The organism is Pseudomonas sp. 05L36 (assembly GCF_056398125.1).
Window position 1 is genome coordinate 1 of the sequence record NZ_JBFTOU010000054.1, and the last position, 13,606, is coordinate 13,606.

The 13,606-nt window shown below is 58.2% G+C and carries 10 protein-coding genes; 1 reads left to right on the forward strand and 9 read right to left on the reverse strand.

The annotated features are described in order from the left end of the window. Positions 1-204: 204 nt before the first annotated feature. The 9 genes from sucD to sdhC all read right to left on the reverse strand — a co-directional run bounded on the left by sucD (position 205) and on the right by sdhC (position 11,566). Entirely contained in the window at positions 205-1,086 is an 882-nt protein-coding gene (gene sucD, locus AC1DKH_RS29670) for a succinate--CoA ligase subunit alpha (RefSeq protein ID WP_007919877.1), read from the reverse strand. Continuing rightward, positions 1,086-2,252, reverse strand: coding sequence for an ADP-forming succinate--CoA ligase subunit beta (sucC, locus tag AC1DKH_RS29675; RefSeq protein WP_007919879.1), 1,167 nt, complete (start codon positions 2,250-2,252; stop codon positions 1,086-1,088). Before sucC ends, sucD begins: the two co-directional genes overlap by 1 nt. 198 nt (positions 2,253-2,450) lie before the next feature. Next, positions 2,451-3,887 carry a dihydrolipoyl dehydrogenase gene (gene lpdA / locus AC1DKH_RS29680; protein WP_477755727.1) on the reverse strand — a complete coding sequence of 479 codons (1,437 nt, stop codon included), beginning with the start codon at positions 3,885-3,887 and terminating at the stop codon, positions 2,451-2,453. Positions 3,888-3,984: 97 nt separating this feature from the next. Further along, complete coding sequence (gene odhB / locus AC1DKH_RS29685; RefSeq protein ID WP_477755728.1) at positions 3,985-5,202, reverse strand: 2-oxoglutarate dehydrogenase complex dihydrolipoyllysine-residue succinyltransferase; 1,218 nt, start codon at positions 5,200-5,202, stop codon at positions 3,985-3,987. 42 nt (positions 5,203-5,244) lie between these two features. Further along, a complete protein-coding gene (locus AC1DKH_RS29690; RefSeq protein ID WP_477760054.1) occupies positions 5,245-8,076 on the reverse strand; it encodes a 2-oxoglutarate dehydrogenase E1 component in 2,832 nt (943 codons plus the stop codon). 261 nt (positions 8,077-8,337) lie between these two features. Continuing rightward, complete coding sequence (locus AC1DKH_RS29695) at positions 8,338-9,042, reverse strand: succinate dehydrogenase iron-sulfur subunit (protein WP_003223007.1); 705 nt, start codon at positions 9,040-9,042, stop codon at positions 8,338-8,340. Positions 9,043-9,053: 11 nt separating this feature from the next. Further along, positions 9,054-10,826 carry a succinate dehydrogenase flavoprotein subunit gene (sdhA, locus tag AC1DKH_RS29700; RefSeq protein ID WP_477762479.1) on the reverse strand — a complete coding sequence of 591 codons (1,773 nt, stop codon included), beginning with the start codon at positions 10,824-10,826 and terminating at the stop codon, positions 9,054-9,056. Positions 10,827-10,829: 3 nt separating this feature from the next. After that, a complete protein-coding gene (gene sdhD, locus AC1DKH_RS29705; protein WP_007977503.1) occupies positions 10,830-11,198 on the reverse strand; it encodes a succinate dehydrogenase, hydrophobic membrane anchor protein in 369 nt (122 codons plus the stop codon). Further along, positions 11,192-11,566: a succinate dehydrogenase, cytochrome b556 subunit gene (gene sdhC / locus AC1DKH_RS29710; RefSeq protein ID WP_033052382.1), complete on the reverse strand. Its 375-nt coding sequence runs from the start codon at positions 11,564-11,566 to the stop codon at positions 11,192-11,194. Before sdhC ends, sdhD begins: the two co-directional genes overlap by 7 nt. Before the next feature lie 363 nt (positions 11,567-11,929). Between sdhC and gltA the strand changes: the two genes are divergently transcribed. Then, entirely contained in the window at positions 11,930-13,219 is a 1,290-nt protein-coding gene (gene gltA, locus AC1DKH_RS29715; protein ID WP_477754857.1) for a citrate synthase, read from the forward strand. The last annotated feature ends 387 nt before the right edge of the window (positions 13,220-13,606 follow it).

The following is a 13,606-nucleotide window of genomic DNA, read 5'->3' on the forward strand; positions in this document are numbered from 1 at the left end:
ATTCGCAGTCACCCGCGACACCCTTGCCTCTGGCTAACACTTCCCCTTGCCGGGTGTGTAGAGGACTTTCACCTCCAAGTCACCAGCGTGGCCACCACAGCCAAACTGGTTGCGCTTATGCGCAACGCGCCATGCCTGGCGCACAATGACAAAGGCCACCCGAAGGTGGCCTTTGTCTGGTGAAGCGTCAGCCAAGCGCGAGGCTTACTTGACAGCCCAACCAGTCAGCTCGGCCAGGGCCTTGCCGATGTCTGCCAGCGAACGCACGGTTTTAACGCCTGCGTCTTGCAGAGCAGCGAATTTCTCGTCTGCAGTGCCTTTGCCGCCAGAGATGATTGCGCCAGCATGGCCCATGCGCTTGCCCGGAGGAGCAGTCACACCAGCGATGTAGGAAACAACCGGCTTGGTCACGTGTGCCTTGATGTAGGCAGCCGCTTCTTCTTCAGCCGAACCGCCGATCTCACCGATCATCACGATCGCTTCGGTCTTCGGGTCTTCCTGGAACAGCTTCAGGATGTCGATGAAGTTCGAACCCGGGATCGGGTCACCACCGATGCCGACGCAAGTCGACTGACCGAAACCGGCGTCAGTAGTCTGCTTGACAGCTTCGTAGGTCAGGGTGCCGGAACGGGAAACGATACCGACCTTGCCTGGCAAGTGAATGTGACCTGGCATGATGCCGATCTTGCATTCGCCTGGGGTGATCACGCCTGGGCAGTTAGGGCCGATCAGGACTACGCCCAGCTCGTCACACTTAACTTTAGCGTCCAGCATGTCCAGGGTAGGAATGCCTTCGGTGATGCACACGATCAGCTTGATGCCGCCGAAGGCAGCTTCCAGGATCGAGTCCTTGCAGAAAGGAGCCGGAACGTAGATCACGCTGGCGGTGGCGCCAGTGGCAGCTACAGCGTCTTTCACGGTGTTGAACACTGGCAGGCCCAGGTGCTCGGTGCCGCCTTTGCCTGGAGTTACGCCGCCAACCATCTTGGTGCCGTATTCGATGGCTTGCTGGGTGTGGAAACTACCTTGCGAACCGGTAATACCCTGGCAGATAACTTTGGTGTCTTTATTGATCAGGACGCTCATTATTTGCCCTCCGCAGCTTTGACAACTTGTTGAGCAGCGTCGGTCAGGCTGGTAGCAGCGATGATGTTCAAACCGCTTTCTGCCAGTACTTTAGCGCCCAGCTCAGCGTTGTTGCCTTCAAGGCGAACAACAACCGGGATTTTCACGCCGACTTCTTTCACAGCGCCGATGATGCCTTCGGCAATCATGTCGCAACGAACGATGCCGCCGAAGATGTTGACCAGTACTGCAGCGACGTTAGTGTCGGACAGGATGATCTTGAACGCTTCGGTAACGCGTTCCTTGGTAGCACCGCCGCCCACGTCGAGGAAGTTGGCTGGCTTGCCGCCATGCAGGTTGACGATGTCCATGGTACCCATGGCCAGGCCAGCACCGTTGACCATGCAACCGATGTTGCCTTCCAGCGCTACGTAGTTCAGTTCGAACTTGGCAGCGTGCGCTTCGCGCGGATCGTCCTGCGACGGATCGTGGAAAGTCTTCAGCTTAGGCTGACGGTACATGGCGTTGGCGTCGATGTTGATCTTGGCATCGAGGCAGTGCAGATCGCCGTCAGCCTTGATCACCAGCGGGTTCACTTCCAGCAGGGCCAGGTCGTGATCCTTGAACAGTTTGGCCAGACCTACGAAGATCTTGGCGAACTGGGCAACTTGCTTGCCTTCCAGACCCAACTGGAATGCCAGCTCGCGACCCTGGAATGGCTGAGCGCCAACCAGTGGATCGATAGTGGCTTTCAGAATTTTTTCTGGAGTGTCGTGAGCGATTTTCTCGATGTCCACGCCACCTTCGGTGGATGCCATGAACACGATACGACGGCTCGAACGATCAACGACAGCGCCCAGGTACAGCTCTTTAGCGATATCAGTGCACGATTCAACCAGGATCTTGGTGACTGGCTGACCATTGGCGTCAGTCTGGTAAGTCACCAGACGCTTGCCCAGCCACTGCTGTGCGAAGGCTTTGGCGTCTTCTTTGCTGCGAACCAGCTTTACGCCGCCCGCTTTACCGCGACCACCGGCGTGGACCTGGGCTTTGACAACCCACTCGCTGCCGCCGATTTTGTCGCAAGCTTCTGCTGCTGCTTCCGGGGTGTCTACCGCGTAACCGGTGGAAACTGGCAGGCCGTACTCAGCGAACAGCTGCTTACCCTGATACTCGTGAAGATTCATGCTTATTACCGTCTTCGTTAGGTACTGCGCATTCGGTGCTGCACTCATTCAAGTGCCGCACCACCTGTGACTGCTGCTTGCATAGCCTTTCCGGATACCCGGTGCAGCTATGCAAGACTGCGTCCAGCGGATATTCCGCGGTGAGTCTTGCATGCAAGGCTCACGACGGGCCAAACCGCCGTGGTTTCTTATTATCTATTAACGCTTCTTGCGGTTGGCGATGTGGATGGCGCCGCCATTCACTGCCAAAGCAGCTTCGTGCAAGGCTTCAGACAGGGTCGGATGGGAGAAAACCATCATGCCCAGGTCTTCAGCGCTGGTGCCGAATTCCATACCGATCGCGCCCTGCTGAACCAGTTCTGCAGCGCTTGGGCCAATCACGTGGACGCCCAGTACGCGGTCTGTCTTGGCATCTGCGATGACCTTGACGAAACCACCGGTGTCGTTGGCAGCCATGGCACGGCCAGAGGCTGCGAACGGGAAGGTGCCGACGTTAACTTCAACGCCTTCAGCTTTCAAGGCCTGCTCGGTTTTACCAACCCACGCGATTTCCGGGTGAGTATAAATAACCGAAGGGATCAGGTCATAGTTCATCTGGGCCTTGTGGCCCTTGATGCGCTCGACGACCATGATGCCCTCTTCCGAGGCCTTGTGCGCCAGCATCATGCCGCGAACCACGTCGCCGATGGCGTAAACGCCCGGTACGGTGGTGGCGCAGTGATCGTCAACGTGCACGAAACCGCGCTCGTCCAGGGTCACGCCGCAGTCGGCAGCCAGCAGATCAGTGGTCACCGGACGGCGACCAACGGCTACGATCAGCTTGTCGAAAGTGATGTTCTGTTCGCCGTTGGAATCGGTGTAGTTCACCACGACTTCGTCGCCGTTCACTTTGGAACCGGTGACGCGAGCGCCCAGCTTGATGTCCAGACCCTGTTTGGTCAGGGTTTTCAGCGCTTCCTTGGAAACGGCGGCGTCAGCGGCCATCAGGAAGGTGTCCAGGGCTTCCAGGACAGTCACTTCTGCACCCAGACGCGACCAGACCGAACCCAGTTCCAGACCGATCACGCCAGCGCCGATCACGCCCAGACGTTTTGGAACGGTTTGGAATTCCAGGGCGCCAGTCGAATCGACGATCACATTCTGGTCGACCGGAGCCGGCGGAATGTCGATCGGACGCGAGCCTGGAGCCAGGATCACGTTCTCGGCCTGGATGATTTCTACCGAGCCATCCGGCTTGGTGACTTCAACTTGCTTGCCGGCCAGCAGCTTGCCGTGACCTTCAATGGATGTCACACCGTTGGCTTTGAACAGGGTGGCGACACCGGAAGTCAGGCCTTTGACGATGGTGGCCTTGCGGCCGACCATTGCTGGCACGTCCATGGTCACGCCAGCGTGGTTGATACCGTGGATCGCGAAGCCTTCTTTGGCTTCCTTGTACTTCCAGGAGCTGTCCAGCAGGGCCTTGGATGGAATGCAGCCGACGTTCAGGCAAGTACCGCCCAGAGCCAGTTTGCCTTCCTTGTCGGTGTACTTCTCGATGCAGGCCGTCGAAAGACCAAGCTGCGCGGCCTTGATGGCAGCCACGTAACCGCCAGGGCCCGCACCGATCACTACTACGTCAAATTTCTGCGACATTCAAAAAATCCTCTTTAGCGAAAAGCTTCAAGCCGCGAGCGGCAAGCCGGGCTGCGGGTTTTCCGACAGCTCGACTTGCAGCTCATGGCTGCTTCGATCAGATATCCAGCAACAGACGAGCCGGATCTTCCAGCAGGTTCTTGATGGTCACCAGGAAGGTCACAGCTTCTTTGCCATCGATCAGACGGTGATCGTAGGACAGTGCCAGGTACATCATCGGACGGATAACGACCTGACCGTTGATGGCCATAGGACGCTGGATGATGTTGTGCATGCCCAGAATGGCGGCTTGTGGCGGGTTGACGATCGGAGTCGACATCATCGAACCGAAAGTACCACCGTTGGTGATGGTGAAAGTACCACCGGTCATTTCGTCCATCGACAGTTTGCCGTCGCGGGCTTTCTTGCCGAAGGTGGCGATGCCGCCTTCGATTTCAGCCAGGCTCATCAGTTCGGCGTTACGCAGAACCGGTACAACCAGGCCGCGATCGCTGGAAACTGCAACGCCGACGTCAGCGTAGCCGTGGTAAACGATGTCGCCGCCGTCGATCGACGCGTTGACAGCCGGGAAGCGCTTCAGCGCTTCGGTAGCTGCTTTCACGAAGAACGACATGAAGCCCAGGCGTACGCCGTTGTGGGACTTCTCGAACAGATCCTTGTACTTCGAACGCAACGCCATGACTTCGGTCATGTCGACTTCGTTGAACGTGGTCAGCATCGCCATGTTCGACTGAGCTTCAACCAGGCGCTTGGCAACGGTGGCCCGCACACGGGTCATCGGTACGCGCTTTTCGATGCGCTCGCCAGCAGCGAACACCGGAGCAGCAGCGGCAGGTGCAGCAGCCTTGGCAGGCGCGGCAGCCGGAGCGGCTTTCTTGGCAGCAACGGCTGCAACCACGTCTTCCTTGGTCACGCGACCGCCTTTGCCGGTGCCGGCAACGGAAGCGATGTTGATGCCGTTCTCTTCAGCCAGTTTGCGGGCAGCTGGAGCAGCAACAGGATCGTCTTCGCCTTCGGCAGCTGGAGCAGCAGCCTGGGCAGCAGCCGGAGCAGCGGCAGCAGCTGGAGCAGCAGCACCGCCAGCCTGGATGGAGCCCAGCACTTCGTCAGACAGAACGGTATCGCCTTCGTTCTTGACGATAGCGCCCAGCACGCCGTCAGCGGTAGCCAGCACTTCCAGCACGACTTTGTCGGTTTCGATGTCGACGATCAGTTCGTCGCGCTTGACCGCGTCGCCCGGTTGTTTGTGCCAGGTGGCAACGGTGCCATCGGCAACCGATTCCGGGAAAGTGGGGGCTTTGATCTCGATAGCCATTATCTGTGGTTCCTTAAATTCGGTTTCAGGTGCGCGAAGGCGTTAAACAGTAAAGGCGTCTTGCAGCAGTTGTTCCTGCTGCTCGGCGTGCATCGATGCGTAACCGCATGCAGGTGCAGCAGAAGCCTCACGGCCCGCGTACTCGAGTACGAGAGACTTGTTGAGGTTGCCGACGCTGCGACGCAAGTGGTGTTGGCTGCAGTACCAGGCACCCTGGTTCATCGGCTCTTCCTGACACCAAACGATATGTTTGAGGTTGGTATAAGGAGCCAGGACTTCATTCAAGTCGTCCTCAGGGAATGGGTACAGCTGCTCGATACGCACGACGGCGATGTCGTCACGACCTTCGGCACGGCGTTTTTCCAGCAGGTCGTAGTAGACCTTGCCGCTACACAGAACAATGCGCTCGACCTTTTTCGGGTCTTGGGCATCGATTTCCGGGATAACGGTCTGGAACGAACCTTCGGCCAGATCTTCCAGCGTCGAGATGGCCAGCTTGTGGCGCAGCAGCGACTTCGGAGTCAGGACTACCAATGGTTTGCGCAGCGGGCGAATCACCTGACGGCGCAGCAAGTGGTAGATCTGAGCCGGCGTCGTCGGCATGCACACCTGAATGTTGTGCTCGGCGCACAGCTGCAGGTAACGCTCCAGACGAGCCGAGGAGTGCTCCGGACCCTGGCCTTCATAACCGTGCGGCAGCAGCATGGTCAGACCGCACAGACGGCCCCACTTGTGCTCGCCACTGGTGATGAACTGGTCGATAACGACCTGGGCGCCGTTGGCGAAGTCGCCGAACTGGGCTTCCCAGATAACCAGGGCATTCGGCGTGGTGGTCGAGTAACCGTACTCGAACGCCAGTACCGCTTCTTCGGACAGGAACGAGTCGTACAGGTCGAAACGCGGCTGACCGTCGTACAGGTTCTGCAGCGGGATGTAGGTGCCCGCGTCTTTCTGGTTGTGCAGGACAGCATGGCGGTGCGAGAACGTACCGCGGCCGATGTCCTGGCCAGTCATGCGAATCGGGTGACCTTCGAACGCCAGGGTCGCGTACGCCATGGTTTCGGCGTAACCCCAGTTGATCGGCAGGCCGCCGGCTTGCATCTTCTGGCGGTCTTCGTAGATCTTGGCAACCTGGCGCTGAACCACGAAGCCTTCCGGAATTTCCAGCAGCTTGGCGGACAGTTCCTGCAAGGTTTTCAGGTCGAAGCGAGTGTCGTGACGCGCAGTCCAGGCGTGGCCCAGATACGGACGCCAGTCCACGAACAGCTCTTTGTTCGGCTCCTTGACCAGGCTCTTCACTACGTGCAGACCGTTGTCCAGCGCGTTGCGGTATTCGTCGACTTTCGCCTGAACACGCTCTGCGTCCAGCACACCGCTCTGGGTCAGACGATCGGCATACAGCTCACGGGTGGTGCGCTGTTTGGTGATCTGCTGATACATCAGAGGCTGGGTGCCACTAGGTTCGTCGGCTTCGTTGTGGCCGCGACGACGGTAGCAGAACATGTCGATTACCACGTCACGCTTGAACTGCATGCGGTAGTCGATGGCCAGCTGCGTCACGAACAATACGGCTTCCGGATCATCGCCATTCACATGGAGGATCGGCGCCTGGATCATTTTCGCAACGTCGGTCGCGTACTCGGTGGAACGAGCGTCCAGCGGGTTGCTGATGGTGAAACCGACCTGGTTGTTGATCACGATGTGCACGGTACCGCCGGTTTTGAAACCGCGGGTCTGCGACATCTGGAAGGTTTCCATGACCACGCCCTGACCTGCGAATGCAGCGTCACCGTGGATGGAGATCGGCAGAACCTTCTCACCGGTCGGGTCGTTGCGACGATCCTGACGGGCGCGAACCGAACCCTCGACCACCGGGGAAACGATTTCCAGGTGGGACGGGTTGAACGCCATCGCCAGGTGAACTTCACCGCCAGTGGTCATCACGTTGGACGAGAAGCCCTGGTGGTATTTGACGTCACCGGAACCCAGCTCGACCTTCTTCTTGCCTTCGAACTCGTCGAACAGCTCGCGCGGGTTCTTGCCGAAGGTGTTGACCAGCACGTTCAGACGGCCACGGTGGGCCATGCCGATGACGATTTCCTTGGTGCCGTAGGAACCGGAACGCTGGATCAGCTCGTCGAGCATCGGAATCAGGCTCTCGCCGCCTTCCAGACCGAAACGCTTGGTGCCCGGGTATTTGGTGCCCAGGTATTTTTCCAGGCCTTCGCCGGCGGTCACGCGCTCGAGCAGGTGGCTCTTGATGTCGGCGGAGTACGTCGGACGACCGCGCACGCTTTCCAGACGCTGCTGGAACCACTGGCGCTGCTCGGAATCGGTGATGTGCGTGAATTCAGCGCCGATGGTGCGGCAATATGTCTGCTGCAACGCTTCGTGAATTTCGCGTAGGCTCGCTTCCTCTTTGCCGATGAACAGGTCGCCGGCACGGAAGGTCGTATCAAGATCGGCATTGGTCAAGCCGTAATGATTGATCGACAGGTCTGCAGGTGCAGGACGCTGCCACAGTCCCAGCGGGTCAAGCTGGGCTGCCTGGTGGCCACGCATACGGTAGGCCTGGATCAATCGCAGCACTTCAACTTGCTTCTTCTCGTGCTCACTGCTCACGCTGCCGGCGGAAACCGGTTGGGCGCGGCGCTGGTTCTTTGCCAGCAAGACGAAATGATCGCGAATTGTGGAGTGCGAAACATCGGTGGCAGTGTTGCCGTCAGCAGGCAACTTCTGGAAGTAGGTGCGCCACTCTTCTGGCACAGCGTTAGGGTCGTGCAGGTAGAGCTCGTAGAGCTCTTCCACATAGGCAGCGTTACTACCGGATAGGTAGGCGCTGTTCCACATGCGCTGCATCACGCTTTCTTGCATGCTTGGTCACCCTCGGTTAGGGGAACACCATCGGTGTCGACACCGAGCAAACTTGCAGAAGTCCGAATGCAGCGACCAAAACAAGCCACTAGGATCACACTGATAGTCCGGGTACCAGCCCGGATGCCCCTGCTTGTCTCATTTCTTCAAAATAAGAGCCGCAGCCTTTTAAGCTGCTGCTCAGGTTAAAACTACGGCGCCGGTTGAAGCCCGCGCCGTAGCATCTACGGGTACTGCGGTCCTACGGGTACAGCAGCTGAATCACACGCCGCTCGAGAGCAACATGTTACGGATGTGACCGATGGCCTTAGTCGGGTTCAGGCCTTTCGGACATACGTTGACGCAGTTCATGATCCCGCGGCAGCGGAATACGCTGAACGGGTCATCCAGCGAAGCCAGACGCTCGGACGTCTTGGTGTCACGGCTGTCTGCCAGGAAGCGGTACGCTTGCAGCAGAGCAGCTGGACCCAGGAACTTGTCCGGGTTCCACCAGAAGGACGGGCAGGAAGTCGAGCAGCAAGCGCACAGGATGCACTCGTACAGACCGTCCAGCTTTTCACGCTCTTCAGGGGACTGCAGACGTTCGATGGCCGGAGCCGGCGTGTCGTTCTGCAGGTATGGCTTAACCTTCTCATATTGCTTGTAGAAGATGCTCATATCGACGACCAGGTCACGGATAACCGGCAAACCTGGCAGAGGACGAACGATCAACTTGTTACCTTTTACGACGGCGGACAGCGGCGTGATGCACGCCAGACCGTTCTTGCCGTTGATGTTCATGCCGTCGGAACCGCAAACACCTTCACGGCAAGAGCGACGATAGGAGAAACCTTCGTCCTGCTCTTTGATCAGGGCCAGTACGTCCAGCACCATCAGGTCCTTACCACCGGTATCGACCTGGAATTCCTGCATGAACGGCGCGGCGTCCTGATCAGGGTTGTAACGATAAACGCTGACTTGCAACATGGCGGCCACCCTTAATAAGTCCGAATCTTAGGTTCAAAAGTCGGAACAGTCTTCGGCGAGAAGTTCACGGCACGCTTGGTCACGCGCTTGTCACCCGGGAAGTACAGGGTGTGGCACAGCCAGTTTTCGTCGTCACGATCTTCGAAGTCTTCACGGGCGTGAGCACCACGGGACTCTTTACGCACTTCTGCAGCGATGGCGGTGGCTTCGGCCACTTCCAGCAGGTTCTGCAGTTCCAGCGCTTCGATACGTGCAGTGTTGAACGCCTGCGACTTATCGTTGATCTTCACGTTGGCGATGCGCTTGCGCAGGTCAGCCAGCTGGGCAATACCCTTCTGCATGTATTCGCCGGTACGGAATACACCGAAGTAGTTCTGCATGCAGTTTTGCAGCTCGCGACGCAGGGTAGCCACGTCTTCACCTTCGGTACGCTCGTTCAGAGCGGACAGGCGCGCCAGGGCCGCATTGATGTCGGCGTCGGTGGCGTCGTCGTAGTCGATACCGTCGGTCAGTGCTTTTTCCAGGTGCAAGCCGGCAGCGCGGCCGAATACCACCAGGTCGAGCAGCGAGTTGCCGCCCAGACGGTTGGCACCGTGAACCGATACGCAAGCCACTTCACCCACTGCGAACAGACCAGGGATGATGGCATCAACACCATCAGCGTCCTGAGTGATCGCCTGACCGTGAATGTTGGTCGCAACGCCGCCCATCATATAGTGGCAGGTCGGAACAACCGGAACCGGAGCAACAACCGGGTCAACGTGCGCAAAAGTCTTCGACAGTTCGCAGATGCCTGGCAGACGGCTGTGCAGCACCTCCTCGCCCAAGTGGTCGAGTTTGAGCATCACGTGGTCGCCATTCGGACCGCAACCGTTGCCGGCGATGATTTCCTTAACCATCGAACGGGCAACGACGTCACGACCGGCAAGGTCTTTGGCGTTCGGAGCATAACGCTCCATGAAACGCTCGCCGTGCTTGTTGATCAGGTATCCACCTTCACCACGGCAACCTTCGGTAACCAGTACACCAGCGCCGGCGATACCGGTCGGGTGGAACTGCCACATTTCAATGTCTTGTACCGGCACGCCAGCACGCAGCGCCATACCAACGCCGTCACCGGTGTTGATCAGGGCGTTGGTGGTCGAAGCGTAGATACGGCCTGCACCGCCGGTCGCCAGCACGGTGGCTTTGGCGCGGATGTAGGTGGTTTCACCGGTTTCGATGCAGATCGCGATCACACCGACGAACTCGCCTTCGCCGTTCTTCACCAGATCAACCGCGTAGTACTCGTTCAGGAACACGGTACCGGCTTTCAGGTTGCCCTGATAAAGGGTGTGCAGCAGTGCGTGACCGGTACGGTCGGACGCAGCGCAAGTACGAGCAGCCTGGCCGCCCTTACCGTAATCCTTCGACTGACCGCCGAATGGACGCTGGTAGATACGACCCTGCTCGGTACGCGAGAATGGCATGCCCATGTGGTCCAGCTCGTAAACGGCAGCCGGGCCCTCCTGACACATGTATTCGATAGCGTCCTGGTCACCGATGTAGTCGGAACCCTTGACGGTATCGTACATGTGCCAGCGCCAGTCATCGTTCGGGTCAGCAGACGCGATTGCGCAGGTGATGCCGCCTTGAGCGGATACAGTGTGCGAGCGGGTCGGGAAAACCTTGGTGATCACGGCAGTCTTGTGACCGCCCTGTGCCAGTTGCAGCGCTGCGCGCATGCCGGCACCGCCACCACCAATAATGATGGCGTCGAAAGAAATCGTTGGAATGTTAGCCATGAATCAGATACCCCAGAGAATCTGCACACCCCAGACGAAGTAAGCGAACATCGCAACGCCGCATACTGCCTGGAAAAGGAAACGCACTGCAGTCGCGGACTTGCCCAGCGCCATCGGCGTCAGGTAGTCGGTCGCGATGGTCCACATGCCGACCCAGGCGTGAGCACCCAGGGCCACAAGGGCCAGCAGACTGAAGATACGCATCCCGTTGTGGGCGAACAGGCCGTGCCATTGGTCGTAGCCAATGCCCGGGTTCGCAGCAAGGTATCCGATCAGGAAAATGAAATAAGCCGCGAGAACGACCGCAGACACACGTTGCGCCATCCAGTCATAAAGACCGGAACGCGAAAGGTTCGTAACGCTGGTTACCATATCCAAACTCCTGCCAGAACGATCAACACCACGGAAACGGCGATGATAATTTTCGAGCCCAGGCGGCCGCCTTCCAGCGTCTCACCGATGCCCATGTCCATAATCAAGTGGCGCACACCGGCTACCAGGTGATACAGAAGAGCGGACAGGAGGCCCCATGCTACGAACTTGGCCAGCGGGCTGGTCAAGGTTGCCTTCACGTCGGCAAAACCTTCCTCGGAACCCAGGGATTTGCCCAATGCATAAAGCATGAAGCCAAGGCCCAGGAAGAGGATGATGCCGGAAACACGGTGAAGAAACGACGTAACGCCGGTGATGGGGAGTTTGATGGTCCTTAGGTCTAGGTTTACAGGTCGTTGGCTTTTCACGGCTTTTTTTTCACACTGAAGAGCCCCTAACAATCAGGGCAAAGTTGTTGGGGAGTGCACTGGTCAGGTAACCACCACCCAGGGATGCGACCCCCAATAAAGCAGGCCCAAAAGCCCCTGGCGGTCGGTGGCCGAGTATAGACAGTTAGGCTACTAATGACAACGCAAAGACCTAACCCAAACAGCTGATTGCGCAACTGACATAAAAGGCGTAAATGGCAGCCAATTTCGAGAAAAAAGTCCGGTTAAAGCCTTCTGGAGCAAGACTTTAGGCAAATTGACATTCGAATTTATCTCACTATAGTGGTGCGGGCCCTGCGTGGGGGGTCTGTCTGATGATTTCAAGCATAAATAGGAGGCCACATGGCTGACAAAAAAGCGCAGTTGATCATCGAGGGCGCAGCCCCCGTCGAGCTGCCCATTTTAACCGGCACCGTTGGTCCCGATGTTATCGATGTTCGGGGCCTGACGGTCACGGGCCGTTTCACCTTTGACCCGGGTTTCATGTCGACCGCCTCGTGCGAGTCGAAGATCACCTATATTGATGGCGACAACGGCATTCTGCTGCACCGCGGCTACCCGATCGAACAGTTGGCCGAGAAGTCGGACTATCTGGAGACCTGCTACCTGCTGCTCAACGGCGAACTGCCGACCGCAGAACAGAAGGCACAGTTCGTCAGCACCGTGAAGAACCACACCATGGTCCACGAGCAGCTGAAGACCTTCTTCAACGGCTTCCGTCGCGACGCCCACCCGATGGCCGTCATGTGCGGCGTAGTCGGTGCCCTCTCGGCCTTCTACCACGACTCCCTGGACATCAAGAACCCGCAGCATCGCGAAATTTCCGCGATCCGCCTGGTTGCCAAGATGCCGACCCTGGCAGCAATGGTTTACAAGTACTCCATGGGCCAACCCATGATGTACCCGCGCAACGACCTGTCGTACGCGGAAAACTTCCTGCACATGATGTTCAACACCCCGTGCGAGATCAAACCGATCAGCCCGGTACTCGCCAAGGCCATGGACCGGATCTTCATCCTCCATGCCGACCACGAGCAGAACGCATCGACTTCCACCGTGCGCCTGGCGGGCTCTTCGGGCGCCAACCCGTTCGCCTGTATCGCCGCCGGTATCGCTGCACTGTGGGGCCCTGCCCACGGCGGTGCAAACGAAGCCGTTCTGACCATGCTTGACGAGATTGGCGATGTTTCGAACATCGACAAGTACATCGCCAAGGCCAAGGACAAGAACGATCCGTTCAAACTGATGGGCTTCGGTCACCGGGTTTACAAAAACCGCGACCCACGTGCCACCGTCATGAAGCAGACCTGCGACGAAGTACTGAAGGAACTGGGCATCAACAACGATCCGCAACTCGAACTGGCCATGCGCCTGGAAGAGATCGCGCTGACCGACCCGTACTTCATCGAACGCTCGCTGTACCCGAACGTCGACTTCTACTCGGGGATCATCCTCAAGGCGATCGGCATTCCAACCAGCATGTTCACCGTGATCTTCGCCCTGGCGCGGACCGTCGGCTGGATCTCCCACTGGAAAGAAATGCTCTCCAGCCCGTACAAGATCGGCCGTCCGCGCCAGCTGTACACCGGCTACGAGTCGCGTGATATCACCAAGCTGGAAGACCGCAAGTAAGCGCTGTCTTGCTGTAGGGTGTTGAGTTGTACCGGGAACGGCCTCTGCTTTTTATATAAAGAGCAGGAGGCCGTTTTTGTTTGTGGGCTTTGGTCGGGTACATATCCGTTATTCAGGTAACGGCGGCTTATGGTTCCGCTCTTACAGCGGGTTACTTTGAAAAGCGGAATGCCGCCCAGCGCAAAGTAACCAAACGCTCTTGCCCCTGACATTCGGTGCCTCGCCTAGGCTCGGCATACCCTCGCTCCGGTCCTGCTCCGTGGGCCCGCCGCCATCGGCCATCCATGGCCCAGAGTGTGTCAAAACGCCAAAGCCAACCCTTGCTATGATTGCCCCGGATTTCATCGCAAGGGCTGCCCATGAAACGCTTCATTCAAGGTGAACACC

Excerpts from the sequence above, each read along its gene's own strand:
- sdhA (WP_477762479.1), bottom strand. The coding sequence starts at position 10,826 with ATGGCTAACATTCCAACGATTTCTTTCGACGCCATCATTATTGGTGGT.
- AC1DKH_RS29695 (WP_003223007.1), bottom strand. The coding sequence starts at position 9,042 with ATGTTGCAAGTCAGCGTTTATCGTTACAACCCTGATCAGGACGCCGCG.
- lpdA (WP_477755727.1), bottom strand. The coding sequence starts at position 3,887 with ATGTCGCAGAAATTTGACGTAGTAGTGATCGGTGCGGGCCCTGGCGGT.
- AC1DKH_RS29690 (WP_477760054.1), bottom strand. The coding sequence starts at position 8,076 with ATGCAAGAAAGCGTGATGCAGCGCATGTGGAACAGCGCCTACCTATCC.
- sdhD (WP_007977503.1), bottom strand. The coding sequence starts at position 11,198 with ATGGTAACCAGCGTTACGAACCTTTCGCGTTCCGGTCTTTATGACTGG.
- sucD (WP_007919877.1), bottom strand. The coding sequence starts at position 1,086 with ATGAGCGTCCTGATCAATAAAGACACCAAAGTTATCTGCCAGGGTATT.
- sucC (WP_007919879.1), bottom strand. The coding sequence starts at position 2,252 with ATGAATCTTCACGAGTATCAGGGTAAGCAGCTGTTCGCTGAGTACGGC.
- gltA (WP_477754857.1), top strand. The coding sequence starts at position 11,930 with ATGGCTGACAAAAAAGCGCAGTTGATCATCGAGGGCGCAGCCCCCGTC.
- odhB (WP_477755728.1), bottom strand. The coding sequence starts at position 5,202 with ATGGCTATCGAGATCAAAGCCCCCACTTTCCCGGAATCGGTTGCCGAT.